At 61.6% G+C, this 23,846-nt stretch carries 24 protein-coding genes and 1 tRNA gene; 11 read left to right on the top strand and 14 right to left on the bottom strand.

Features of this window, described 5'->3' with window-relative positions:
* The first annotated feature begins 23 nt into the window (after positions 1–23).
* Both QWI20_RS13890 and QWI20_RS13885 read left to right on the top strand, forming a co-directional pair.
* Positions 24–1,004 carry a sugar-binding transcriptional regulator gene (locus tag QWI20_RS13890; protein WP_369305972.1) on the top strand — a complete coding sequence of 327 codons (981 nt, stop codon included), beginning with the start codon at positions 24–26 and terminating at the stop codon, positions 1,002–1,004.
* 22 nt (positions 1,005–1,026) lie between these two features.
* A complete protein-coding gene (locus QWI20_RS13885) occupies positions 1,027–1,746 on the top strand; it encodes an SDR family oxidoreductase (RefSeq protein ID WP_369305971.1) in 720 nt (239 codons plus the stop codon).
* Between the two features lie 21 nt (positions 1,747–1,767).
* Here the strand turns inward: QWI20_RS13885 and QWI20_RS13880 are convergent, their stop codons facing one another.
* Together QWI20_RS13880 and QWI20_RS13875 are read right to left on the bottom strand one after the other, a co-directional pair.
* On the bottom strand, positions 1,768–2,487 hold the full coding sequence (locus tag QWI20_RS13880) for a dienelactone hydrolase family protein (protein ID WP_369305970.1): 720 nt from the start codon (positions 2,485–2,487) through the stop codon (positions 1,768–1,770).
* A 131-nt stretch (positions 2,488–2,618) separates the two neighbouring features.
* A complete protein-coding gene (locus tag QWI20_RS13875) occupies positions 2,619–3,146 on the bottom strand; it encodes a sterol desaturase family protein (protein ID WP_369306020.1) in 528 nt (175 codons plus the stop codon).
* A gap of 200 nt (positions 3,147–3,346) precedes the next feature.
* Here QWI20_RS13875 and ppnN point away from each other — a divergent pair, with 200 nt between their 5' ends.
* The 5 genes from ppnN to QWI20_RS13850 all read left to right on the top strand — a co-directional run bounded on the left by ppnN (position 3,347) and on the right by QWI20_RS13850 (position 11,543).
* Positions 3,347–4,720, top strand: a complete 1,374-nt coding sequence (ppnN, locus tag QWI20_RS13870; protein ID WP_172612611.1) for a nucleotide 5'-monophosphate nucleosidase PpnN — start codon at positions 3,347–3,349, stop codon at positions 4,718–4,720.
* 110 nt (positions 4,721–4,830) lie between these two features.
* Complete coding sequence (locus QWI20_RS13865; protein ID WP_369305969.1) at positions 4,831–5,424, top strand: N-acetyltransferase family protein; 594 nt, start codon at positions 4,831–4,833, stop codon at positions 5,422–5,424.
* Between the two features lie 80 nt (positions 5,425–5,504).
* Positions 5,505–10,427 carry an AvrE-family type 3 secretion system effector gene (locus QWI20_RS13860; protein ID WP_369305968.1) on the top strand — a complete coding sequence of 1,641 codons (4,923 nt, stop codon included), beginning with the start codon at positions 5,505–5,507 and terminating at the stop codon, positions 10,425–10,427.
* Between the two features lie 56 nt (positions 10,428–10,483).
* The gene (locus tag QWI20_RS13855) at positions 10,484–10,939 is read left to right on the top strand and encodes a type III secretion system chaperone (protein WP_369305966.1); all 456 of its coding nucleotides are present in this window, start codon (positions 10,484–10,486) and stop codon (positions 10,937–10,939) included.
* A gap of 157 nt (positions 10,940–11,096) precedes the next feature.
* On the top strand, positions 11,097–11,543 hold the full coding sequence (locus QWI20_RS13850; protein ID WP_369306019.1) for a CBS domain-containing protein: 447 nt from the start codon (positions 11,097–11,099) through the stop codon (positions 11,541–11,543).
* A 69-nt stretch (positions 11,544–11,612) separates the two neighbouring features.
* Here the strand turns inward: QWI20_RS13850 and QWI20_RS13845 are convergent, their stop codons facing one another.
* Positions 11,613–13,607: a methyl-accepting chemotaxis protein gene (locus tag QWI20_RS13845; RefSeq protein WP_369305965.1), complete on the bottom strand. Its 1,995-nt coding sequence runs from the start codon at positions 13,605–13,607 to the stop codon at positions 11,613–11,615.
* Between the two features lie 118 nt (positions 13,608–13,725).
* Complete coding sequence (locus QWI20_RS13840; RefSeq protein WP_369306018.1) at positions 13,726–14,412, bottom strand: hypothetical protein; 687 nt, start codon at positions 14,410–14,412, stop codon at positions 13,726–13,728.
* A 288-nt stretch (positions 14,413–14,700) separates the two neighbouring features.
* Here QWI20_RS13840 and QWI20_RS13835 point away from each other — a divergent pair, with 288 nt between their 5' ends.
* The 3 genes from QWI20_RS13835 (at position 14,701) to QWI20_RS13825 (ending at position 17,795) form a co-directional block, all read left to right on the top strand.
* The gene (locus QWI20_RS13835) at positions 14,701–15,858 is read left to right on the top strand and encodes a murein transglycosylase A (protein ID WP_369306017.1); all 1,158 of its coding nucleotides are present in this window, start codon (positions 14,701–14,703) and stop codon (positions 15,856–15,858) included.
* A 6-nt stretch (positions 15,859–15,864) separates the two neighbouring features.
* Positions 15,865–16,470: a GNAT family N-acetyltransferase gene (locus QWI20_RS13830; RefSeq protein WP_369305964.1), complete on the top strand. Its 606-nt coding sequence runs from the start codon at positions 15,865–15,867 to the stop codon at positions 16,468–16,470.
* A gap of 113 nt (positions 16,471–16,583) precedes the next feature.
* Positions 16,584–17,795 carry an MFS transporter gene (locus QWI20_RS13825; RefSeq protein WP_369305963.1) on the top strand — a complete coding sequence of 404 codons (1,212 nt, stop codon included), beginning with the start codon at positions 16,584–16,586 and terminating at the stop codon, positions 17,793–17,795.
* A gap of 74 nt (positions 17,796–17,869) precedes the next feature.
* Here the strand turns inward: QWI20_RS13825 and QWI20_RS13820 are convergent, their stop codons facing one another.
* Together QWI20_RS13820 and QWI20_RS13815 are read right to left on the bottom strand one after the other, a co-directional pair.
* Positions 17,870–18,157 carry a DUF2934 domain-containing protein gene (locus tag QWI20_RS13820; RefSeq protein ID WP_369305962.1) on the bottom strand — a complete coding sequence of 96 codons (288 nt, stop codon included), beginning with the start codon at positions 18,155–18,157 and terminating at the stop codon, positions 17,870–17,872.
* Between the two features lie 121 nt (positions 18,158–18,278).
* Entirely contained in the window at positions 18,279–18,611 is a 333-nt protein-coding gene (locus tag QWI20_RS13815; RefSeq protein ID WP_192131310.1) for a YqjD family protein, read from the bottom strand.
* 168 nt (positions 18,612–18,779) lie between these two features.
* Between QWI20_RS13815 and pseH the strand changes: the two genes are divergently transcribed.
* A complete protein-coding gene (gene pseH / locus QWI20_RS13810) occupies positions 18,780–19,334 on the top strand; it encodes a UDP-4-amino-4,6-dideoxy-N-acetyl-beta-L-altrosamine N-acetyltransferase (protein ID WP_369305961.1) in 555 nt (184 codons plus the stop codon).
* A 56-nt stretch (positions 19,335–19,390) separates the two neighbouring features.
* On the opposite strand, the gene QWI20_RS13805 is transcribed toward pseH, so the two are convergent.
* From QWI20_RS13805 to ihfA, 8 genes are all read right to left on the bottom strand, one after another.
* Complete coding sequence (locus tag QWI20_RS13805; protein ID WP_369305960.1) at positions 19,391–19,609, bottom strand: hypothetical protein; 219 nt, start codon at positions 19,607–19,609, stop codon at positions 19,391–19,393.
* Positions 19,610–19,756: 147 nt separating this feature from the next.
* Complete coding sequence (locus tag QWI20_RS13800; RefSeq protein ID WP_369305958.1) at positions 19,757–19,978, bottom strand: hypothetical protein; 222 nt, start codon at positions 19,976–19,978, stop codon at positions 19,757–19,759.
* Positions 19,979–20,041: 63 nt separating this feature from the next.
* Complete coding sequence (locus tag QWI20_RS13795; protein WP_369305957.1) at positions 20,042–20,281, bottom strand: hypothetical protein; 240 nt, start codon at positions 20,279–20,281, stop codon at positions 20,042–20,044.
* Between the two features lie 490 nt (positions 20,282–20,771).
* Positions 20,772–22,052: a translesion error-prone DNA polymerase V subunit UmuC gene (gene umuC / locus QWI20_RS13790; protein ID WP_369305956.1), complete on the bottom strand. Its 1,281-nt coding sequence runs from the start codon at positions 22,050–22,052 to the stop codon at positions 20,772–20,774.
* Positions 22,039–22,293, bottom strand: a complete 255-nt coding sequence (locus tag QWI20_RS13785; RefSeq protein WP_369306016.1) for a LexA family protein — start codon at positions 22,291–22,293, stop codon at positions 22,039–22,041. The genes umuC and QWI20_RS13785 overlap by 14 nt, the downstream gene beginning before the upstream one ends.
* Before the next feature lie 740 nt (positions 22,294–23,033).
* Positions 23,034–23,110: transfer RNA gene (locus tag QWI20_RS13780), tRNA-Pro, on the bottom strand.
* Between the two features lie 95 nt (positions 23,111–23,205).
* Complete coding sequence (locus tag QWI20_RS13775; protein WP_074887387.1) at positions 23,206–23,562, bottom strand: MerR family transcriptional regulator; 357 nt, start codon at positions 23,560–23,562, stop codon at positions 23,206–23,208.
* Complete coding sequence (gene ihfA / locus QWI20_RS13770) at positions 23,543–23,845, bottom strand: integration host factor subunit alpha (protein WP_002553164.1); 303 nt, start codon at positions 23,843–23,845, stop codon at positions 23,543–23,545. The genes QWI20_RS13775 and ihfA overlap by 20 nt, the downstream gene beginning before the upstream one ends.
* Position 23,846 lies beyond the last annotated feature (1 nt).

The following is a 23,846-nucleotide window of genomic DNA, read 5'->3' as shown; positions in this document are numbered from 1 at the left end:
CCGGCCACAGTAAGGACACCGCCGTGCAAAACCTTTACCCGGACACCCCCTTCACCACCGAACCGGTCAACGCCGAGGATCAGCTCAATATCCGCATCGCGTGGTCCTATTACGTCAACAGCATGACCCAGCAGCAGATCGCCGACCGGCTGGGCATCACCCGCGTGCGAGTCAACAAGGCCCTGGCGACCTGCCGCGAAACCGGCGTGGTGCAGATTCGCATCACCTCGCCGCTGGCGGCCTGCATCGAACTGGAAGAGCGTCTGCAGAACCGCTTCGGCCTGCGCCGCGTCACCGTCGTGCCCTCGCCCGACGATCCGTCGACCATCTTCCGCGTGCTCGGCGTCGGCATTGCCCCGAGCATCGAGGAATACCTCACTGACGGCAGCATCGTCGCCGTGGGCTGGGGCCGCACGTTGCGCCAGGCGGTGCGTGAACTGTCGGCGCGATCGCTGCCGAACCTGACCGTGCTGTCGCTGCTCGGCGGCCTGCATTACGGCTCGGCCAACAACACGGTGGAGATCGCCTCGAGTTTTGCCGGCCTGTTCGGCGGCTCCTGGTACTACCTCGCCGCGCCGGTGTTCGCACCTTCAGAGCAATACCGCGACATGTACCTCGAAGAGGCCTCGGTGCAGGCCGTGCTCGGCAAGGCGCGGCTGGCCGACCTGGCCTTGCTCACGGTCGGTGATTTGAGCGAGCGTTCACTAATGCTGGAACTGGGGCTGGTCAACGATGAGGACGCGCGCTCGTTGCGCGCCGCCGGTGCCGTCGGTGACCTGCTCGGCCGCTGGCTGGACCGCGACGGCATCGAAGTCAATCACCCGCTGAACCGCCGCGCCGTCTCTCTGGACCTCGAAGACCTGCGGCGGATCAAGAAGGTCGTGCTGGTCTCCGGCGGGCCGTACAAGGCCGACATCATTCGCGCGGTGCTGCTGCGCAATTTCGTCCACGAACTGGTCATCGACGAAAGCGCGGCCCGGCAACTGCTCGATCAGGACAAATAAATCCCCTTCTGGAGCGATCGCGATGGCCCATCATGACCTTGGCGGCAAGCGGATTCTGGTCACCGGCGCGGGCAAGGGCATTGGCCGCGAAACCGTGCAGTGGCTGGAGCGCTGCGGTGCAGAGGTGATCGCCATGGGACGCAATCCGGAGGATCTGGCTTATTGCGCGCACTCAGCGGTGGCGGACCTGGCCGACGTCGATGCGACCCGCGCGGCCGTGGCCTCGGTGCTGCCCATCGACCTGTTGGTTAACTGCGCGGGGGTGGTCGAGCTGGAGTCGTTTCTCGACACGTCGGTCGAGACCTTCGATCACTTGATGGCGGTCAACACCCGGGCGCCCATGGTCGTGGCGCAAATTGTCGCCCGTGATCTGATTGCGCGCGGTGTACCGGGGGCCATCGTCAACGTCTCAAGCCTGGCCGCGGCGGTCGGCACCCGGGATCATCTGGCCTACTGCGCGTCGAAAGCCGCGCTGGATGCCATGACTCGAGTGATGGCTGTTGAGCTAGGCCCCCAGGGCATTCGGGTCAACAGTGTGAATCCGGTGGTGACACTGACGCCGATGGCAGACAAGGCCTGGAGTGACCCGGTCAAGGCCGGCGCGATGCTGTCGCGGATTCCCCTGGGCCGTTTTGTACAGCCCGGGGAAATCGCCGCGACCATCGCCTTTTTGCTCAGCGACGACGCCGGGATGATCAACGGCGTGACGCTGACCGTGGACGGCGGTTTCAGCGCGGGTTGATGGGGAGGACTAAATCTTCGCTCAGCCCCACAAGGTGCGGCCGAAGAAGGTCAACGTGCGGTCCATGGCCAGCTGCGCCCAGACCGGGTCGTATTGCGTACCCGCTATCCGGCCAGGGCCGACGGCTTCTTCGTTGGCAAAGGCGTGGTGGGCCAGGTAGCGGTGGAATTCCAGATCGACGCCGCCTTCGCTGAGTTTGGCTTCCAGCTGATCGACGCCGTCCGCCGGGAAGAATTCATCCTGAGTGCCCCAGTGCGCCTGCATCGGCACCTTGATTGCCGCAGGGTCGAGGAATTCCAGCGGCGGCATGCCGTAGAACACCACGCCGGCGGACAGCTCGGGGATGAAGTTGAGTGCCAGCAGGGTCAGCGCGCCGCCCATGCAAAAACCGGTGACACCGACTTTCTGGCTGTGGCCCTTGAGGTATTGCACGGCGCCGCGAATGTCCTGGGTGGCGGCGTCGGCGAAGTCGAGTTTATCCATCAAGTGGTGGGCTTCTTCTTCCTCGACCGTCATTTCGCCACGGTACAGATCCGGCACCAGCGCCAGATAACCGGACGCCGCGAGCCGGTCGGCCACGCCCCGGATCTGATCGTTGAGGCCCCACCATTCCTGAATCACCACCACGGCGGGTGCGCCTTCGGTCTTGGCCGGGCTGGCCAGGTAGCCACTCAACTCTTTGCCGTCCGGGCGTTTGAACGTGACGGTCTTGCCCGTTGCCTGTGTCGATGCTTGAGTCATGGGGTTCTCCGGATAAGAAATTCGGTTGGATTAACAGCGCGAGACGACTGACCGTCAGTTCTACGGCAGCAACACGACGGTGAACAGCGTGACCCACGTGAGATTACTGACAGGTTCGGCGTGGACCCCGTTCAACCGTTCTGCAGATCCGTGCCCATGGCAGCGCCGGTCCTGTCTCGGCTACGCTCGTCACGTGGGGCCGAGCGATGCTCGCGCAACTGCTTTTTCAGGGTGGCCGCCGAAGGCGCGTAGAGAAAGCCGAACGACACGCTGTTGCGTCGGCCTTTCACCGCGTGGTGCATCAAGTGCGCGTGGTAGAGGCGTTTGAGGTAGCGACTGCGCGGCCGTGGTCGCGCAGGCCAATGGCGATGGACCATGCCGTCGTGAACCAGCATGTAAATCAGGCCGAATGCCGCGACGCCTGCGCCCACCCATTGCAGCGGGTCATGGCCGCTGTTGCCGGCGACGATCAGCGCGATCGCCACCATGCCCAGCGCCAGCAGATAGAGGTCGTTGGTTTCGAAGGCGCCGAGCTGTTCTTCGTGGTGGGACTTGTGCAGGAACCAGCCCCAGCCGTGCATGACGTACTTGTGGGCGAGAAAGCCGACCCCTTCCATGGCGGCAAGGGTGAGGAGAAAAATCGTGAAGTTGAAGATCATAGCGTCGGGAAGGCCGATGGGTCTGGACGTCGACGTGCAGCATACCGGGGCCACGGGAAATTTCCAGATTCGCGCTCACAACGTTTGCTTTCCTGACCAACCGATGTAAAAAATGGCCCCATGGGTGAGCGTCTCGAACGCTCACTGTATTCGTGCCCTGCCCCCTCGCGGCGGCCGGCACCGCTTTCAAGGAATCAAGCATGGCTCCAAGACACGTCATCAACGCTTCGGTCAGCCCCAAGGGCAGCCTGGAAACACTGTCGCAACGTGAAGTCCAGCAACTCAGCGCCGCAGGCTCCGGCAGCATCTACACCCTGTTCCGCCAGTGCGCCCTGGCCATTCTCAACACCGGCGCCCATGTCGATAACGCCAAGACCATCCTCGAGGCCTACCAGGACTTCGAAGTGCGCATCCACCAGCAGGACCGTGGCGTGCGCCTCGAACTGCTGAACGCCCCGGCCGACGCCTTCGTCGACGGCGAGATGATCGCCAGCACCCGGGAAATGCTGTTCAGCGCCCTGCGCGACATCGTCTACACCGAGAGCGAGCTCGACAGCCAGCGCATCGACCTGAGCAGCTCCCAGGGCATCACCGATTACGTTTTCCACCTGCTGCGCAACGCCCGCACACTGCGCCCTGGCGTCGAACCGAAGATGGTGGTGTGCTGGGGCGGCCACTCGATCAACACCGAAGAATACAAATACACCAAGAAGGTCGGCCATGAGCTGGGCCTGCGCAAGCTGGACATTTGCACCGGCTGCGGCCCTGGCGTGATGAAAGGCCCGATGAAGGGCGCGACCATTGCCCACGCCAAGCAACGCATCACCGGCGGCCGTTACCTGGGTCTGACCGAGCCGGGCATCATCGCCGCCGAAGCGCCGAACCCGATCGTCAACGAACTGGTGATCCTGCCGGACATCGAAAAGCGCCTGGAAGCCTTTGTGCGCGTCGGCCACGGCATCATCATTTTCCCGGGTGGGGCGGGCACGGCGGAGGAATTCCTCTACCTGCTCGGCATCCTCATGCACCCGGACAATCAGGACCTGCCGTTCCCGGTCATCCTGACCGGCCCGAAAAGCACCGCGCCTTATCTGGAGCAGTTGCACGCGTTCGTCGGCGCGACACTGGGCGACGCCGCGCACAAGCATTACCAGATCATCATCGACGACCCGTCGGAAGTGGCGCGGCAGATGACCCTGGGCCTTGCGTCGGTGCGCCAGTTCCGCCGCGACCGCGCCGACGCGTTCCACTTCAACTGGCTGCTGAAGATCGAAGAGAGCTTCCAGCGTCCGTTCGACCCGACCCACGCCAACATGGCCAGCCTGCAACTGCGCCGCGACCTGCCGCCCCACGAACTGGCGGCCAACCTGCGCCGGGCGTTTTCCGGGATTGTGGCGGGCAACGTCAAGGACAAGGGCATTCGCCTGATCGAGGAACACGGCCCGTATGAAATCCACGGCGACGCGGAAGTAATGCAGCCGCTGGACAAGCTGTTGCAGGCGTTCGTCGAACAGCACCGGATGAAACTGCCGGGCGGCGCGGCGTATGTGCCGTGTTATCGGGTGGTTTCTTAATACTGCAGAGGCCAGGGGTCACACTCCAGGCGACAACACCGCACCACCCTGTGGGGGCGCCATTGCGGTCACTCCCACAACCTGCATCTTCAGAGTTCCGGAACCCACACATGATCCACATCCGCCCCATGACCGCCGACGACTTCGCGGTCTTCTGGCCCACCTTTCAGGCCGTGGTCCAGGCGCAGGAAACCTACGCCTACGCCCCCGACGTGACGTTCGAGCAAGCCCGGCACCTGTGGCTGGAATACCCGCTGCACACGCTGATCGCCGAAGAAGACGGCATATTGCTGGGCAGCTATTACCTCAAGGCCAACGCTGCCGGCCCCGGCAGCCATGTCAGCAACTGCGGCTACATGGTCACCCCGGTCGCGCGGGGTCGTGGCGTCGCGCGCCTGATGTGCGAGCACTCCCAGCAACTGGCGCTGGACAGCGGCTTCTCGGCCATGCAGTTCAACTCCGTGGTCGCCACCAACGACGTCGCGGTCGCGCTCTGGCAGAAACTCGGTTTTGAGATCGTCGGCCGTCTGCCCCGCGCTTACCGCCATGCCCGGCTCGGGCTGGTGGATTGTCTGGTGATGTACAAATGGCTGGCCGACATGCCGGCCTCGCGCAAAGCCAAAAGCCCGTTGCTGATCGGGCGCAAGAACATCGAATCGGTGATCTCACGCCCCCGGCGCAAGCCCTCTGACGGACCTGCCTGATCTTTCCGGAAATCGGGAACCACCTGCCTGCCTGACGCCACTCACCCTGCAAAGCACTCACTTGCACGGACGGCGTCAGCATGGCTTTACCTCCAGTCTTACGTGGCCAGACCACCAATGTCGGCACCACCCATCTGAACCCTGCCGCTGCAACGGCAACCGGCCCCACGCAGCGCAAAAATGTCCTGGCGCGCATGGCCACTGCCAGCCGGTCAACGCTGCAGAAAAGCCGCCACTTCGCAGGCGGTCTGTTCAAGGCCCGGCCGGGCGATGCCTCGTCGATACCACGCGCCTCCGGGGCTGGGAACACTACGCACACTGCGCTAGCACCCAATGCGGCGAACGCTTCAACCACGGCAGCCGCAACAACGGCCACAGGCACGGCACAGGGGCACGCACCGGTGCCGCCGACAGGCCCGGTACCCACCGGCCCGCCGACAGGCCAGCAACCCTCCGTCCCGCTGACACCGCGGCTGAGCATGGCGCTGCACAATCAAAAACTGGCCTTTGGCGCCCCTGGCCAGCCCAACCGCACCGAGCGCCTGCTCGAAGGCATTCTGAGCAAGCACGACCAGCGTTATCAGGGCCTGGCGGAGCTCAATCAGAGCACCGAAAAAACCGAATACCTGCTGGTCGACACCCAGAACCGGCTGATGCACGCCCATGCCAGTGATGCGGCCATTTCCCTGTTCAAAAGCAGTGAAAAACGCGCCAACAACGCCTTCGATGTGGCGATGCCCACCGATGCCCATCGCGCGCAGATCACCGGCGTGCACAAAGACGCGAACAACACCGCTTGGCGCATTCACGAAAATAAGCTGTACGCGTTGCAAGGGGGCCAGTGGCAGGAGAACACCCAGGGCGCAACGCTGAAAACCTTGCACGACATCGGGGCTGGCAGCCTGTTCGGGCTCAATGACAAAGGTAAGGTGTACTCGCTGAATGACCTAGCCACGCCGTTGAATCTCAAGGAAAAGGTCACGGCCCTCGGACGCTCCACCGCCGGTGAACTGATGGCGCTCAGCGAAGACACCTCAGGCAACCAGTTACTCCAACTGCGCAACAGGCTAGGCCCCGGCCACAATGATGAGCTCCAGCTCATTGCCCCCACCGGCACGGATAACGACGAGGCCATGAAAGCCAAATCCGTGGCGCTCATCGGTGATCGTCTGCTGGTGACTACCGCCTCGGGCAAACTCCTGGAGGGGGATCTACCGACCGTGGCCGAGCGACGCGACAATCTTTTCGTCGCGGGTGAGCTCACGCTGCAGCCAGCGCGCCCCTCGGCAGCCCTGCAAAACGCCTTTGGCAACCACACCATCAGCGACTTTTTTCATGACGACAAAAACGTCCTGCACGCCAAAGTGAAGGACCATCAGGGCGTAGAGCACAGCGCATCGTGGGATGAGGCAACGCACGACTTCGTGCCTGGCTGGGTCATGGCGCCGCTGATCATGGATCGCCAGCGCGGCTTGCCCGCCCTGACCCCTGACCCCGCCACCCAGATTCAGCTGCCGCGCGGCAAAATCGCTCTCCACGAGGAAAGACGGTCAGTGCAAGTTCAGCTCCCGCGCGGCGAATACGTACGTCCCGACGACAAGCGTTTGGTGCTCAACCCGCGCACGGAAGAATTGCAGGAAACCGTCGAAAAGACGCTGTTGGTGCAAGACCCGCGCACCGAGGAATGGAAGAAGACCACCGAAAAGGACATCAAAGCCCTGCAGGCAGGTCAGGACGGCTTCGCTTACATCATCGACAAGGACGGAAAGCTCAAACAGTTGAAAGTGGCGCCCCAGGCCGCCGCCCATGACATGGGTCGCGGTGCCGATCTGGCCCTGCAGGGTCGCGGGACCGAAGCCAAGGGCACCGCCCTGCGCGGCGCCGAGCATCTGGTGTCAGACAAGCTGGCGGTTCAGAACGATCAGAATTTCATGACCCTGAGCGACGGTGAACTGCGTTTGCATGACCAGAACGGCGAACGCGCGCAGTTGCCCAAGCCACCCGGCACCGGCGATATCCAAGCGATCAGCACGGGCGGCAAGGATTGGTTCGCCCTGCGCGGCGGCGCCCTGTTCCAGCTGAGCGGCGACGATGCCAACGCTCGAAAGCTCAATCCCCAGCGGACCTGGCAAGCGGTTCAGGGCCCGACCACCCCACCGGGCGCCGTTCTTCAGGACCTGCGCCCCAATCACGACGGACGTTTGCTGGCCACCACCAGCGCCGGAGAATTCGTCAAAACCGCGACCGGGTGGGAAGCCGCAACACCCGCCCCGGCGGCCCCGCGCAATGACCACGCGGCCTTCAATCGGCTGGCAGCGGCCGAGCCGGAAACCCTGCGCAGGGGCTCGGCCAAGCTCACCGTCAACGTGATGGGCAGCAACAACGTCGAGAGCATGAAGGTGAAGCAATATGCCCCCGCCACCCTCAGGCAGAATTACCTGACGGCTCATCTGTCATTGACCGGTGCGGCAAAAGTGCCGGCCGACAGCCTCCAGCACGCCTGGAAAGGCCGCGAAGGCCTGAGGCCGATCTACGCCGAAGAAACCGCGCTGCTGCGCGAACTCCACACCCGCGCGACGGCGGCGACTGGCGCTGCGGGGCGGCCAATGGCCCAGCGCATTGATGACCTGGCGCCCCGCCTGACGTCACCTGAATCGGGCGAGCTGGCGGAGCTGTTCAACTGGTTCCAGACCAGCGTCACCGAGGACCTGCAGAAAACCCTTCGTGAACTGGCTCAGGACGAGGGTGCGTTGCTGAAGAACGGTGCCCTCAATCCGGCCTTCCGGGGCAAGCCGCGCACCAACGACATGCTGCCGCAAGTGGCCGGCGTCCTGCGTCACAGCGGCATCGACAACGCCCATGAGCTGGGGCAGTTGCTCGACTCGCTGGAGAATGCGCATTTCACCCTGGAGCGTCGCAACACGGAGAAACCGCTGGATGGCTCCCGCACCCAGGGCGATAAACAGGCGCTGCTGCGCGCCCGCCTGGCCTTGGACGTCAAGGTGCTCAACGACATCAGCACCGCCCTCGACGGGTTCGCCGATGAAGTGAAAAAACCGGGCGCCAAGGATTTCGCCCCCATCGCCACGGCGCTGGCCGCGCTGCACAACGACACCTATGAAGGCAGCCCGGTCAAACGCTACACCGACGCGGGCTTTCGTGACCACGCCTCCCTCGAAGCCAGCTACGACGCCACCAAGAACCTGCTCAAGCACCTCCGCAAGGACAACCACCCGCTCAAGCGCAACATATTGCAGGGCCTGGAAACCGCTGCCGGCCCCAACAACGCCGACGTCACGCGCAGCCTGACCCAGGCACTTCGGGACCTTGAACCCCGGGAAAGCGTCAAGCTGAACCGCAACTACGGCGGCGGCGTCACCGGTGGCGTGGCGGGCCCGGCGGAACCGGCCTTCCTCGGCTTTCGCGGCAATATCGATCCGGAGCGCACCTACGGCCTCACCTTCACCCGCTTTGACCGCGGCCTGAAAGTGTCGATGAGCCGCGAAGGCGCCATCAGCGGCACGGGAAGCTTCGGTTTTGGCGGCGGGAAAAGCGACACCAAAACCACACCCGGCGACAGCCACGCCAACCTCCAGACTAATGGTGGCTGGTTCGGCGGCAGCCTGGATGCCAAGTACAAATACGCCAACAGCACGGCGCTGAGCTTTTTCATCCGTGACGACGAAATCGATGATTTCATGGCCGACCTGATGCAGACGCCGCTGGCCAGCAGCAAACGCCCGACCCAGGCTGGCCTCAAACCCATGGAGCTGATGGATCGTGGCGTCGAGAAGGAAGTGCGCACCACCGGCAAGCACGCGTTCGACCTGGATGCCGGGGTCAACCTGGAATCCCGTACCAACAAGGGCCAGACCGATGCAGAACCCGTCGCCGGCTTCATGCGCTTCGGCGCCGGCCTGCTGGGAACCCTGTCACTGCTCAGCGCCGAACGGGAACGCACCGAGGGCCATGGCAGCGACGGCCTGCACACCGACATCTACAGCAGCAACCGCGCCCGCTTCCTCGAAAAAGGCTCGGTGACCGTCTATGCGCGGATGTTCAGCACCGTGTTTACGTCGCGCCCCAGCAACCTGTTCGTGGCGGGCGGTGCACCCTTGGGGGTCAGCGCGACACTGGCGTTCGACAACAAGACCGGCAAGAGCTACGACGTGCGCTTCAAGAACGCCCTGCCGCTGCAAAACGCCGACGTCAAAACCCTGAGCGAGAGCCTGGAGAAGGCCTTCCCCGGTATGAGCAAGAATCCGTCGCCTGAAGGCAAGAATCCTGAGCAGGTGCTGCGGGAACTCAAGGGCAAATACCTGACGGACACGCCAGCCGAGAACGACGCGCAATACGCCGCGCGCCAGAGCCTGCGCCAACTTGATCGGCAGAACACCGCGGCCGGCCAGGGCTCGAGCCTGATGTCGCTGATGGACATGGTGGTCAAGCACAACAACGTCAACCGACTGGATCAGGCCGCGCCGTCCAAGCGGCAGATCGACCGCGTCAAACAGATGCTCGGCCGCGACTGCAATGAAGGCAACGCTCAGCGCATTCACGACATGATGAGCGCCGACCCGCAGTTCAAGGGCCTGCTCGACGCGATGAAGGACACCAGGGGCACCACCCGCGCGGAAATCAAGCTTGAGGTCCGCGACGACATCAAGGAACGCATCGAAACCGGCGCGTTGGACGGAAGCCTGACCGACGCGATGCTCAAGGACATGCTCAGCGACAAGAACAATCTGCGCATCAAGAGCATCGCGGTGTTCAAGACCGCAGCCAAGGAAGACTCGTTCGGCACGCCCTTCCCGTTCGTCAGCTACAAGAGCGGCAGCGCCCTGAGCATCGAACGCCTGATGGGCGAAGTCACCTTCGAGTACGGCATGGACCCGACGAACCCGAAAAAGGCCACCGCCGACGGCGACATTGCCGACCGTGGCGACGCGCAGCCCGCCCTTGAACTGGGCCAGGTCGGCAACGGCGCCTTCCGGCCGCGCTAGGCCGACGCCCATGACTTTCCATTGATCCAATCGAAACCCAGGACAGGACACCGCAAATGATGACCACGACGACACAAGCAGACGCCTGCATTCAGGCACTGGGCAAACAACTGGGCACGGCGTTGCAACTCGAAAACGGCGTGTGCGCGCTGTTCGACGAGGGCCGCGAAGTGGTCATCATCGAGATCCCGGCGGGCGGCGACGTCGCGATCCTGCATTGCAAACTGTCGCTGCGCCCCGACCCGAGCCTGTACGAGCGGCTGATGAGGCTCAACTTCGACAGCGGCGCCATGAGCGGCTGCTGGCTGGCGCTGGATGAACAACACTCGGTGCGCCTGTGCACACAACTGCCGCTCAAGGCCCTGGATGAGCTGACCTTCGTGGACTGGGTGCAAGGGTTCGTCCTGCAGACCCGTGACGTTGCCGGCCTGCTGCAACAGCGCCCTTCATTGCCGGCAAAGGCACCGACTCATGCCCAGGGACACGGCGGCCTGTCGCGGCGGATCGGCTGACATCGCGCCGGCGCCGATGCTGCACCGGGAAACCGGGCCGGTGACGTTTTCAGGGCCGGGCATGGCGCTTTCAAACTTGCCGGAATGCCATCTCTCGACGATTCTCTATGCACGGCCAGACGGCCGTGCTCACAAGAAACGCGCCGGAGAGGCCAGCATGACGACCGTAGCCGAACTACTGAAGTTGAAAGACCCGCATCACGCTGACGTTCACACCGTCGGGCCTGGGGAGATGGTCCTCGAGGCGATCAAGTTGATGGCCGAAAAGAACATCGGCGCCGTGCCGGTGGTGCGCGATGGCAAGGTGGTTGGCATCGTCAGCGAGCGGGATTACGCCCGCAAGATGGAGCTCAAGGGCCGCGCTTCGGCCGGGACCCCCGTCAGCGACATCATGACCCACGACGTACAGACCGTGGGTTCGCAGCACACCGTCGAGCACTGCATGAACATCATGACCGACCGCCGCCTGCGCCATTTACCGGTGGTGGACGAAGGCCAGTTGATCGGTCTGCTGTCGATCGGCGACCTGGTCAAGGCGGCCATCGCCGAGCAGGCCAGGCTGATCGAAAAAATGCAGGAATACATTCGCGGCGAAAGCTACTGAGCCCCCACACGAAAAAGCCGGAGCTTCAAGGGCTCCGGCTTTGTGTCGTGCGAGTGAATGAATCGCCGGTTAGCGAACCTTGAAGCGATCGATCATCGCCACTAGCCGCTCGTTGGACGCCATCAGCGCGTCTACGCTGGTGTCGGTCTGGTGACCACAGCCCACCAGTTCACCGACCATGTGCCGGATGGCGATCATGTTCTGGTTGATCTCCTCGGTCACCGCGCTCTGCTCCTCTGCCGCCGTTGCAATGTGCGCGCTCAGATCATGAATGCGCAGCACGGAACCTGCCATGCCATCCAGGCCTTCGTTGACCCGCGACGTCCGGTCGGCGGTGGACTGGCAGCTGACTTTGGTTTTTTCCATGGCGCCCACCGCAGTGCTCACGCCCTGCTCCAGCCGCGCGAGCATCTCGTTGATCTCTGACGTGCTCTGCTGGGTACGACCGGCCAGCGCCCGCACCTCGTCAGCCACCACGGCAAAGCCGCGGCCCTGCTCACCCGCCCGCGCCGCTTCAATGGCCGCGTTGAGGGCCAGCAGGTTGGTTTGCTGGGCGATGCCGCCGATAACCCCGAGCACATCGGTGATGCGCTTGGCGTCGACCTGCATTTCCTGCACGTATTTGGTCGCGTCTTCAACTTCCGCCACCAAAGCCCGCACGCTGACCGACGCTTCGTCGACGACGTCACGGGAACGCTGCGCTGCGTCATTGGCCGATTGGGTAAAGCTCGCCGTCTGCGTCGCGCTCTCGGCGACGCTGTCGGCGGTGGCGCTCATCTCGTTGATCGCGGTCACGGCCTGATCGGTTTCAGAAGCGTGACGGTTAAGGATCTGGTTGATGTTGCGCGACTGATCCTGCAACTGCACCAGTCCGGCCGAGATCTGCTCGGTGCCGTTGCGCACTTCCACGATCATGGCTTGCTGGAAGGCGATGAACTTGTTGACCGAGTGGCCGACAGCGTCCAGTTCGTCCTGGCCTTTGATCGGGATGCGGCGGGTCAGGTCAGCTTCACCCGAAGACAGCGCGTCGATGTTGGTGCGCAGAACGGTCAGGCGTGCCAGCAGACGGTGGAAGGCAAAGCCCAGCACCACCAGCAACAGAATGACCAGCGGGATCTGCAGCCAGCCCAGGGTCTTCAGCACTTCAGTGCTGCTGGCGGTGAGCATGGCGGTCGGCAGCGACGTGGCGATGACCCACGGCGTGCCCGCGACCGGACGCAGGAAGAAGGTCAGATCACCCAGTTGCGGGTCGATGTATTCCTGGGAATACACGGCGTCGCCGGAGATCTTGCCCAGACCCTCCTGAATGGCCTTGGCGAACATCGACTGGCCGCTGAAGCCGGAAATGTTCTTGAGGATGATTTCGCCGGGGATGCGGCTCTGGTTGGTGAGGATCTTGCCGTCGCGCTCGACGATCATCACCTGACCCTGAATGTCTTTTTCCTTTTCCTGGATCAGGCCGTTGAAGAAGCCCAGGGTGACGTCGATGGTCGAAACGCCGTACAGCGCGCCATCCTTGTAGATGCCCATGGCGCAGTTGGTGCGCGGCTGCGGGCTGGCTTCGTCCTGATAGGCCGCGGCCCAGGCGCATTTGCCCTTGGGTGCGTTCTGCCCGGCGCGGTGCCACGGCTGTTCCCAGTAGTTGGGCGCAGGGTCGGAGTTCCAGAACGTGCTTACTACCAGCTGGCCACTGCCGTCACGGTGGAAAAACGAGCTGTGCTTGTTGCGCCCCGGGGTGCGTTTGTCCGGCATCGGCCAGACGCCGCCGCCGAAGACTTTCTGATCGCCGTATTGGTCAACCAGCCCTGGCAGCACCTTGTCGATGCCATCGCTGTCCAGCAGCGGCACCGCCTGGGTGATCGCCCGGGACTGGGCCTCTACACGGGCCAGGTCCGACAGGATACGCGTGCCGATCTGATCAACCTGGCTCAGCACCACCTGCTCCTGGGTCGCGCGGACCTTGGGCGTGACCAAGTGAACGATGCCCTGTTCGGTGATCACCGCGATCACCACAATCAAGGCCACAAATATGACCGTATAGCGCGCCTGCACTGTTTTAAACATCGTCGTCCCCATGCCAAATATTTTGTAATTGTTTTGCATACTCCTGATGGGCTATCGACCGAAAGTCGCCAAGGATGAGGGGCACAAAAAAAGGTTTTTCCCCCGGCCCTGCGGGGCGTCATTGCACCGGGAGGAAGTTCAGGAACAGCAGGCTTTGGGCGTAATTCAAACCGATGCGTCTATATCGCTCGTCGAGCATCTGGGTGAGCAGGTCGAGGCGCGCCACGATCTTGCCGAATTCGGTGGCGAAACTGAGGTTGCTGCCCTCCTCCGAAATTTCGTTGGAGAACAGCAGCAGCTCGCCATTGGCGTTCTGCCGCTGGCTCAACAGCCAGGTGGCCTTCTCGATATTGCGCGCGGCGTTGCTGACGAAGGTCGGGTTGATCTGGTCGGTCATGAAGAATTCCAGGCGCCCGCCGTGGGCCGTGACCAGCATGCTGCCGATGGCATAAATGAAGGCACCGACGCGGTCACCGAGAAATTCCGGGCTCAGGGCGTAGCTCAGCGCGGCGAGGTCACGCCGGGTGCCCAACTGCGGCAACGGCTTTTGTTGCTCGATAGCCTGTCGCACATTGCGCTCCGCCCCTGCGGCGTCGACGAAGCCGGACTTGCGCCATTCGCCGGGATTGCGCAGGTAGAGTTTGTTCATCAGCAGATAGAGGCTGTCGAGGTTGTCGGCCATGGCCAGCGTCGCCATGCGGTCGACACTGGTCTGGAAGAACTCCTGGGGGCGGGTCTCGCTGAACTGCGTGGCGACATCCCGGCCGTCCTGGCGCGTACAACCCGCCGCGCAGAGCCCGAGCATGCACAGGGCAAACAGCGGGCGCAGGCGACGGCAAACGGATAAAACAGTGAACACGGCGAGCATCAACCCCAGGTTGCAACGAACGGGACGCCGCGTCAATTGCCGCGTCCCGGCCAAAGTCAGAACGGCTGAAGGCAAAAAAGTGCAATGTCGGCGGCAAATCCGCGTTTAAAGCGATTCGGCGGCATGTGAGCTTTCATGCAAATGATTCCCTCATCCATTTGACGCCGCCGTCCGCTTTCACCAAGCTAGCCGCCTTCGCATGATTCTCAGGAAACACCCCGCGTGATGACCACAAGCCTGCACTGGCGCCGTTTCGTATTCTGCCTCGCTCCCCTGATCGCCCTGCTCGCCGCCTGTGACGGCGGTGCGCCGAAGACCAAACCCTCCGAAGCGACGACCTACGTCAGCGTCGAGTGGGACAAACTGCCGGCGGTAAACGACACCGACCTGATGGCGGGCTACAGCAGCTGGTTCTCGGCGTGCAAGCGTCTGGCCAAGGACCCGGTCTGGGGCGGCACGTGCGCCCTCGCCGCCCAGGTGCCACAAAACCCTGCGGCGGTGCGCGACTTTCTCAAGAATCAGCTGCAGGTCTACAGCCTGCGTTCCTCCGAGCACGGCGCCAACGGCCTGATCACCGGCTATTACGAACCCATCTACAAAGGCAGCGAGCAGCGCAACGACGCACACCCGGTCGCGGTCTATGGCGTGCCCGACGACCTGATCATCGTCAACCTCGACAGCATCTATCCCGAGCTCAAGGGCAAGCGCCTGCGCGGGCGGCTTGACGGCCGCGTGCTGCGGCCCTACGACGACGCCGCCACCATCGGCAACAAAGGCGCCAATGCCCCCGTGCTGGCCTGGCTGGAGAACCCCATCGACCTGCAGTTCCTGCAAATCCAGGGATCGGGTCGGGTTCAGCTGGAGAACGGCCGTCAGCTGCGCATCGCCTACGCCGATCAGAACGGCTATCCCTACAAGCCGATCGGCCGCTGGCTGGTGGAGCAAGGGCAATTGACCAAGGACGAAGTGTCCATGGGCCGCATCCGCGACTGGGCGATTGCGCACCCCGAACGCGTGAATGAACTGCTGGGCAGCAACCCGAGCTACGTATTCTTCACTCAGCGCCCGGACAGCACCGAAGGCCCGCGCGGCTCGCTGAATGTACCGCTGACCGCCGGTTACAGCGTGGCGATTGATCGCAAGGTCATTCCCCTCGGCAGCTTGTTGTGGCTGTCTTCGACCCGCCCCGACGGCACGCCGCTGGTACGCCCGGTTGCGGCGCAGGACACCGGCGGCGCCATCGCCGGCGAGGTCCGGGCCGATATGTTCTGGGGCACCGGCGACGCGGCCGGCGAGCTGGCTGGCAATATGAAGCAGCAAGGCCAGATCTGGATGCTGTGGCCCAAGGGCGCCGCCCTGCCCGATGCCAAGTCCAAGGACTGATAACCCATGAGCCCAGCCACCGTTTCCAGCGAGCACGTGACCTTGACCGGCGAGCGAGTGGAACTCGTGCCACTCGAAACGCATCATGCGTCACTGCTGGTGCGCGCGGCCGAGGACGGTGAGCTGTGGAACATGAAGGTGACAGTGATTCCGGGGCCGTCCACGGTGCAGCACTATGTGGACACTGCATTGGCCGGTCGAGCCGCCGGCACCGTCATGCCTTTCGCGATTGTGCAGCGCAGTTCAGGTGAGGTCGTCGGCAGTACGCGGTTCTGGAAGATCGACCGCCATAACCGCAAGCTGGAAATTGGGCATACCTGGCTCGGGCAATCAGTGCAGCGCTCGGGGCTGAACACCGAGATGAAATACCTGCTGCTACGTTACGCCTTCGAGGTGATGCAATGCGTCCGGGTACAGTTCACTACCGACGAGCTGAACGAGAATTCCCGCGCCGCGATTCTGCGCATCGGCGCGCGTCAGGAAGGCATCGTGCGCCACGAGCGGATCATGCCCGACGGTCGCAAACGCAACTCCGTGCGCTTCAGCATCATCGATGACGAATGGCCCGAGGTGAAGAAGACGCTGGCGGCGCGTATGGCGCGGTTCATCTGAGGCAATGTTGCGTCAGAGACCACGTGTAACCCAGGCCGCCGAATGCAGGTTGAACTGAAATCGGTTTCAGGTATCACAGCATGCTTCTTCCCGGAAACCCTTCTCGATCTCCCATGAATATCTCCCACACCCCGCATGAATTCAACATGGGCTGGCTGCTCTTCGCCCTCGCCATGGGCGCGTTTGCCATCGGCACCACCGAATTTGCGTCGATGACCCTGCTGCCGTTTATTGCCAGCGACTTCCATGTCACCCAGCCGCTGGCCGGGCATGCCATCAGTGCCTACGCCCTGGGCGTGGTCATAGGTTCGCCGGTGATCATGGTGCTCGGGGTACGACTGCCCCGTCGCGCCTTGTTGGTGGCTCTCGCCGCCTTCATCGGGATCGCCAACGCGCTGAGCGCCGTCGCCCCTTCGCTGCCATGGCTGGTGTTTTTCCGCTTTCTCAGCGGTTTCCCCCATGGCGCCTACTTTGGCGTGGCGATGCTGCTGGCCGCGTCACTGGTGCCGAAGAATCGCCGTGCCCAAGCGGTTTCCCGCGTGTTCATGGGGCTGACCATCGCCACCATCATCGGCGTGCCGTTCGCTACCTGGATCGGCCAGACCATCGGCTGGCGCTGGGGCATGGCCATTGTTGCCGGGCTGGCTGCCATCACGGCGGTGCTGATCCGCTGCCTCGCGCCCGCGTCCCCAGCGGATACCGACGCCAGCCCGTTGCGCGAACTCAATGCCCTGCGCTCGCGGCAGGTGTGGCTGACCCTGGGCATCGCCGGCATCGGCTTCGGCGGGATCTTCTGCGTGTACACCTATCTGGCTGCCACGCTGATCGACGTCACCCATGCCTCGAGTTTCATGATCCCGGTGGTAATGGCCGTGTTCGGCTTGGGCACCACCGTAGGCAACCTGGTCTGTGGCTGGGCCGCCGACCGCGCCACGATGCTCGCCGCTGGCGTGTCGCTGGGCTTTACAGCGCTGGTGCTGGCGCTGTATCCCTCGGCCACGGACAACCTGTGGCTGCTCATTCCGCTGGTGTTTTTCATTGGCTGTGGCGTGGGCCTGGCGGCGATCCTGCAAACCCGCCTGATGGACGTTGCGCCCCATGCGCAATCTCTCGCGGGCGCACTGGTGCAGAGCGCGTTCAATATGGCCAACGCGATTGGGCCGCTGGCGGGCGGCTTGGCGATCGCCGCAGGCTACGGTCTGCCGGCCACGGGCTATGTGGCAGCGGCATTGACGCTGGGCGGTCTGGGCATGTGGTATTGGGCGCTGATGGATGCGCGGCAAGGTGATCGCCGCGTTGCCCGGCAGGCTTCCGGGTCAGTCTGAAGCCGCGAGCTGTTTGATTGCGCGGTTGATCCGAGCTCTGCCCCGACACTGCGTCCGGGCGAGCTCTAAACCCATCACACGTTGGGGTCTGCCTCATCGGGCGACGGGAACAACGTATCGACCTTGTGCTTGCTTGAAGTGCGAACCGGCGCCATGGCAGCGGACTCCGCCAGGCGTGTGGCCATTTCCCAGTGACGGGATTCCTGCCCTTCAGGCTTGCCTTCGGTCTCCCAGATCAACTGGGCCAACTGACGAACAGTGTCTTCGTCGACATTCATGCGTATCCCCCATTTGTGCTTGCGCAAGACATTGGACGGCGCCAGGGCGGTGCCGAATCCAGCGTCCGCTACGGTACCCGCCATGAATAGTACCAGCCGATAACGAGGGTAAATGACGGGCGTGCAAAGGCCGGCGAACGCATGCCGGCCGCTGGTCGGACTTAACGGATCCACCGGAAATCTGCGGCGAACCACGATGGCCTCCTCAATCCCTGTTGCGTTTGAGCAACAGGCTGGCAACCAGGCCCAGACCTGCAGCCACGCCGACGGCGGCCCAGGGATGGGTCGTCACGTAGGATTTGGCATTGCCCACCGCACGGGTCAGCGCTGGTTGAGCGTCCATTTCGATCTCGGTGACTGCGCTGGTGCCGCGGGCCAGAAAATCCTTCAGCCGCTCACGGGCCTGAGTGGTGCGATCCTCATTCAAGGCATCCCCTGCCGCCAGCAAGGCATTGGTCTCGTCGAGAAAAGTGTTCAGCTCGGAACGGGTTTTCTGATAAAGATCGTCACGCAGTTTTTCAGTGATATCGCTTGCCATAATATTTTTGCCTCCTGGGTGTGAGAAAGGTTGACTAAATCGCTAATCGATTCGTTCCAGTGACTTCGAAAAAACCTCTCTTCGCCGCACCGCAATTGATCATGCACCGCTCGCGGTGCAGCCTGAATCGAGATTCAACAGCCGTATGACGTGTTTAAAAGGGACTCAATGAAAGTCGTGCCGATCCTCGAACTGCCCGCCGATCAACAGGCCAGCATTCGGCAACTGCGCAACCAGCCAGACGTGCGCAAGTTCATGTACACGGACCATGAAATCGGCGAGGCCGAGCATCTGAACTGGCTTGAGGCGCTGCGTGGCAGTGCCCGGCAGCAGGTGTTCGCCATCGTGATGGAAGATGCGCCCGTCGGTGTTGTGTCCCTGAGTGCCATCAACACCACCCACGGCACGGCGGAATGGGCCTTCTACCTCGACACCACGCTGCAGGGCAAAGGGCTCGGCAGTCAGGTGGAGTTTTGGATGCTCGACCACGCGTTTGGTGCCGCAGGACTGGAAAAACTCAATTGCGAAGTGCTTGAGATCAACGCGGCGGTGATCAAGATGCACCAGAAATTCGGCTTCGTGATAGAAGGCGTACGGCGGGAACACATCATGCGCGATGGCAAGCGTATCGGCGCAGTGCTGCTGGGTATCACCAAAAGTGAATGGCAGGCGCAGCGGCCCAAGGTGCTAGCCGCAGTGGAGCGGATTGCCGGGCGGCGGTAAAAAGTCGCGCGAGCTTCGAAGCTGGGCGCCAGGATTCCCTAACACTCAGCCGCGCATCACGCGATATTCATCAACCGGACAGCGGGACGTTCATCGGCCTTGCAATACAGATAGTCGCGCCATTTTCTGAAGGCGCTCTGCTGCCGGACGAACGCCTCTTCCCACTGGACGCCCCCAATATGGTCAACGGGGATAGACATCATTTGCTCGGTCGCCTGATCCAGTTCGCTGATCAGGTCGAGTGCGTTCGGAATATCGAAAGTCTGAGGTCGCATAATCGGTCCGTTTTTTTTTGGCTACAGAATTGAGTAGCCAACGCGTTGATAGTGCGCGCGTTCCGACGAGTGGCTCATTTGTGTAACACATTCGACGTGTTGTAAGAAAAACCCCACGCTGGGTGGGGTTTGGTGTGACATCGGCCGCTAGCTGTTACCTGGAGAGGGTTCTTCGTCCTCGTCGACAGGCGGATTGTCAGGAATCTCCATCTCATCCAGCCCCTTGTTTCGGGCTGCGATGGCGGCATCCTCTTCATTGTCGATGCCTTCAGCCGAGTCTACACTTGCGTCGGGATAGACCTCTTCTTCGCTACCCGGCTCGGCAGGGCCTGGATACGCGTTCTCCGGCCCGTTGTCTTCGATACCCATGATCATCTCCAATACGAGACGCAGGAAATCTGCGCTTATAGGACAGAGGTGGGTTGAGGAGGATTAGTGCCGGGTGATGGATGAGCGGTTTAGCGGCGTGCTGTTTGACCGGTGCTGAAACACAGGGTCTTTTCTGATGTACAGCAGCCACGCGGCAAAGGCAGCTTGCTGACGACGATGCGCCAGCTGCCATTGCTCACGGCCGAAAGCGGCACTGTCCATGGACATCAGCTCTGCCGTGGCTCGGTTGAGCTCATCCAGCAGGCGCCCGCTATCTTCGGCGTTCATATCTGAAGCAAGCATATTTTTGCTCGTAACGAAGGGATAACTCTGACCCCGTGATTAGCGCTTCATTGCAAATCGACGTGAGGGCCGGACGGGCGGTAGCCATTGGCCGTCATTTGATCGCGCGAATGGCGGTGAGTTGAGAAGGTTAATCAGGTATTCGACTGAGTATGCTGGAGTGACCGGGTCATAGACCTCAACCACTTCGTGAGAGCGCAGCTGCCAGACAGCTTTGCGCAACTTTTGCGTAAGCTGAAAATGAAAAAGGGAATCGAGCCGGTAACTGGCTGACTCCCTTTTGAAATAGGGTCGGGACGAAATGATTCGATCACTCGACCCCTAGCACCCCGTGCAAGCGGACCTCGCTACAGGCCGCTAAACGTAAGGCTCTCCGGTTTGGCGCTCGCTGCAACGATGCTCAACCGCGCTACACGACCAATCACTAAGTTACTCGGAAAGTCACTGAGGCTTTTCGACCCTCCCCCAGCGTTCTGCCGAACATCACAACCTAATTGCACCTCACGATCCACAGCTGATCCATTTGCGTCGTGAAGCTTTGACTCATTAGGTCTTGACGCATTGCCCAACCAGGAGCAGCAGGCACACTTGCCGCGCGCAACGTTCCACGCCCCCACTTGGCATTGATCTCATCAAGCACGTTCATCACCTTCTCGGCTTCCATGGGTTGCGAATGGGCAAACAGGTCGTCGGTAAATTCGCCGGGCTGGCGCAGATCCATCAGCAGCACCTCGGCCTTGCTGTACTTGAAGCCCGGCCGGAACAGGCGATTGACCGCCTCTGTCGCAGCCTTCGTCATCAGGCGCACGTCATTGGTGGGATACGGCAGCTCAACCATCGCGCCGTTGGCATATTTGGCCTCCTCAGGGTTGAACATCCCCGTTCGGATACTGACCCGGATTCTCTTGCACAGCGAGTTCTGTAACCGGAGCTTTTCCGCGGCGCGCTGGGTGTATGTAGCGACGGCTTCCTTGATGGGCTCGATAGTCGTCAAACGGCTTCCAAACATTCGGCTGCAGCAGATCTCTTGCTTGGGCGGATCAGGCTCTTCCAATTCCAGGCATGACGTCCCCGATAATTCGCGCGCAGTCTTCTCGATCACAACGCTGAATTTCTGCCTCAGCGTCCAGGGATCAGCCTTCGCCAGGTCCATCGCGGTCTTGATCCCCATGACGTCGAGGTGGGCCTTCATACGCTTGCCCACGCCCCATACCGCGCCGACCTCGGTGTTACGCAACGTCCAGTCACGGTTGAACGGGTCACAGATGTCGACTACCCCGCCGGTTTTCGCCAGCAGGCGTTTTGCCGTGTGATTTGCGAGTTTTGCCAGTGTTTTGGTACGCGCTATGCCCACGCCCACCGGGATGCCGGTGCGCTTGTAAATGGTCGACCGAATCTGTCTTCCGAAAGCCGTCAGGTCGCCGGGGATGCCAGAAAGGTCAGCGAAGGCCTCGTCGATGCTGTAGACCTCCAGCGCGGGGACCATCGATTCGATGATGCTCATGACCCGCTCGCTCATGTCGCCATACAGTGCGTAATTGCTGCTGAACGCGATCACACCGTCTCGGCGCAGTTGATCCTTGATCTGAAAGTAAGGCGCACCCATTTTCACGAACGGCTTTGCGTCATAGCTTCGAGCAATCACACAGCCATCGTTATTGGACAGCACCACAATGGGCGTTTTGGCGAGGTCAGGCCGAAAGACACGCTCGCAACTGGCATAAAAGCTGTTGCAGTCGATCAACGCAAAGACGGGCTCAGGCTTTGTCATGATCGCGGACGCTGTATTTCACCACGCCCCAGATCACCAACTCATCCCCTTCCATCACATGGCGAGAGGGGTACTTCGGGTTTTCCGACTTCAGAACAACCTGTTCCCCGCGCATGTGCAGAGCGATGCGCTTCCCGATGTGATCAGCCGCCGGCGATGCAGAGCCGGCAGGTACGTGAAAGGCGTAAAGACGCAGCTTTTCGCCGCTGGCCGACAGTGGGCCGAGGACAGTGACGCTAATGATACAAGCCTAGTTGTGAATAACTGTATTTATATACAGTTAACGTTCTAGCCTGCGTCCGGTCAATGTTCTGTGCAGGAAATTTCGACGGGTGACCGCATGTGCGGACGCTGCTCGACCCAACAGCCTATGGAACATTGCCTCAAGAAGCTTGCGCCAGAGCAGTGGATGTTTGATGAATACGACTTTTGGCCGATCGAGTGCTACAGCGTCGCGCCGACGACTCGGGGTTGAGATTATGAAGATGTGCGGCATGCTAGCCGCGCAATTCACTTGGTTTGAAGTGGCAAGGACGTGGGAGTGTAAGAAATCAGAGGATGCAGTGGGTCGATCCCCCTTGAAGAACCTGTCGAGTGATCTGGATAATCAGCTTCAGGCGACAGAGGCGCGCAGCGTGCCGATCAATGCCAACCGATGGCTGCTTCACTCATTATGAAAGTCAAACTTACAGGGAGAACACGATGAAACTCAGGATCCTGGCACTGGCCATTGCAGTTGTTATGCTTTCGGGGTGTAACCATTTCAGCCAGGGCGATTATCGGGGCATACACAGAGCCGGAACCATCCCTTGCAATGGCACACCACCGAATCAGCCAGGCTGTTATTGAAGGCCCACATCCCTGAGGTACGTCTGAGCAACGCTCAAACCTGGTTCCAGGCGGGGCTCAGACAAGTCCCGCAAAACTTACGCGCATGAAAAAGCCCAACCTGAGAAGATTGGGCTAAGTCATTGAAAAATATGGTCGGGACGGAGTGATTCGAACACTCGACCCCTAGCACCCCATGCTAGTGCGCTACCGGACTGCGCTACGCCCCGACTAGGCGTTAAGGTGTTGCGGGTTCTTGCGAAAGCGTCGAGGAATATACCCTAAGCTTTTGAATGATGGAAGTATTTTGACTTGCCGCGCCGTGTCATTTACGCAGCACAACCAGCACATCTTCCAGCTCGACAATCATCTGTTTGATCAACTGCTTGTACTGCAGCGAATCATCCTTGACCTCATCGCTGGACATACGCAAACGCGCGCCGCCAATGGTGAAGCCCTGATCGTAAAGCAGCGCGCGGATCTGGCGGATCATCAGCACATCCTGTCGCTGATAATACCGGCGGTTTCCGCGGCGCTTTACCGGGTTGAGCTGAGGAAACTCCTGCTCCCAATAACGCAGAACGTGCGGTTTGACCGCGCAGAGCTCGCTGACTTCACCAATGGTGAAGTAGCGTTTGCCGGGGATAGGCGGTAGCTCGTCGTTATGACTTGGTTCCAGCATAAGCCTCAACTCGGGCCTTCAGTTTCTGCCCTGGACGAAAGGTGACCACACGGCGAGCGGTAATCGGGATTTCTTCCCCTGTCTTGGGATTTCGGCCCGGTCGCTGGCGTTTATCGCGCAGATCAAAATTGCCGAATCCGGACAATTTAACCTGCTCGTTATCTTCCAGAGCGTGCCTGATTTCCTCAAAGAACAGCTCGACCAGTTCCTTGGCTTCTCGTTTGTTCAGGCCTAGCTCTTCGTACAGACGTTCGGCCATCTCAGCTTTCGTCAGAGCCCCCATA

Origin of the sequence: Pseudomonas sp. W2-17, from assembly GCF_041060445.1 — a bacterium.
Lineage (GTDB): Bacteria > Pseudomonadota > Gammaproteobacteria > Pseudomonadales > Pseudomonadaceae > Aquipseudomonas.
The sequence above is the reverse complement of the archived record's forward strand: the minus strand, read 5'-3'. Positions and strand labels throughout refer to the sequence as shown.

Coding starts and splice junctions, on each gene's coding strand:
- QWI20_RS13845 (WP_369305965.1), bottom strand. CDS start 13,607: ATGTTTAAAACAGTGCAGGCGCGCTATACGGTCATATTTGTGGCCTTG.
- QWI20_RS13800 (WP_369305958.1), bottom strand. CDS start 19,978: ATGGGTATCGAAGACAACGGGCCGGAGAACGCGTATCCAGGCCCTGCC.
- QWI20_RS13850 (WP_369306019.1), top strand. CDS start 11,097: ATGACGACCGTAGCCGAACTACTGAAGTTGAAAGACCCGCATCACGCT.
- QWI20_RS13835 (WP_369306017.1), top strand. CDS start 14,701: ATGACCACAAGCCTGCACTGGCGCCGTTTCGTATTCTGCCTCGCTCCC.
- umuC (WP_369305956.1), bottom strand. CDS start 22,052: ATGACAAAGCCTGAGCCCGTCTTTGCGTTGATCGACTGCAACAGCTTT.
- pseH (WP_369305961.1), top strand. CDS start 18,780: ATGAAAGTCGTGCCGATCCTCGAACTGCCCGCCGATCAACAGGCCAGC.
- QWI20_RS13805 (WP_369305960.1), bottom strand. CDS start 19,609: ATGCGACCTCAGACTTTCGATATTCCGAACGCACTCGACCTGATCAGC.
- QWI20_RS13840 (WP_369306018.1), bottom strand. CDS start 14,412: ATGCTCGGGCTCTGCGCGGCGGGTTGTACGCGCCAGGACGGCCGGGAT.
- QWI20_RS13775 (WP_074887387.1), bottom strand. CDS start 23,562: ATGCTGGAACCAAGTCATAACGACGAGCTACCGCCTATCCCCGGCAAA.
- QWI20_RS13875 (WP_369306020.1), bottom strand. CDS start 3,146: ATGATCTTCAACTTCACGATTTTTCTCCTCACCCTTGCCGCCATGGAA.
- QWI20_RS13830 (WP_369305964.1), top strand. CDS start 15,865: ATGAGCCCAGCCACCGTTTCCAGCGAGCACGTGACCTTGACCGGCGAG.
- ihfA (WP_002553164.1), bottom strand. CDS start 23,845: ATGGGGGCTCTGACGAAAGCTGAGATGGCCGAACGTCTGTACGAAGAG.
- QWI20_RS13795 (WP_369305957.1), bottom strand. CDS start 20,281: ATGCTTGCTTCAGATATGAACGCCGAAGATAGCGGGCGCCTGCTGGAT.
- QWI20_RS13815 (WP_192131310.1), bottom strand. CDS start 18,611: ATGGCAAGCGATATCACTGAAAAACTGCGTGACGATCTTTATCAGAAA.
- ppnN (WP_172612611.1), top strand. CDS start 3,347: ATGGCTCCAAGACACGTCATCAACGCTTCGGTCAGCCCCAAGGGCAGC.
- QWI20_RS13880 (WP_369305970.1), bottom strand. CDS start 2,487: ATGACTCAAGCATCGACACAGGCAACGGGCAAGACCGTCACGTTCAAA.
- QWI20_RS13885 (WP_369305971.1), top strand. CDS start 1,027: ATGGCCCATCATGACCTTGGCGGCAAGCGGATTCTGGTCACCGGCGCG.
- QWI20_RS13820 (WP_369305962.1), bottom strand. CDS start 18,157: ATGGCGGGTACCGTAGCGGACGCTGGATTCGGCACCGCCCTGGCGCCG.
- QWI20_RS13860 (WP_369305968.1), top strand. CDS start 5,505: ATGGCTTTACCTCCAGTCTTACGTGGCCAGACCACCAATGTCGGCACC.
- QWI20_RS13855 (WP_369305966.1), top strand. CDS start 10,484: ATGATGACCACGACGACACAAGCAGACGCCTGCATTCAGGCACTGGGC.
- QWI20_RS13865 (WP_369305969.1), top strand. CDS start 4,831: ATGATCCACATCCGCCCCATGACCGCCGACGACTTCGCGGTCTTCTGG.
- QWI20_RS13825 (WP_369305963.1), top strand. CDS start 16,584: ATGAATATCTCCCACACCCCGCATGAATTCAACATGGGCTGGCTGCTC.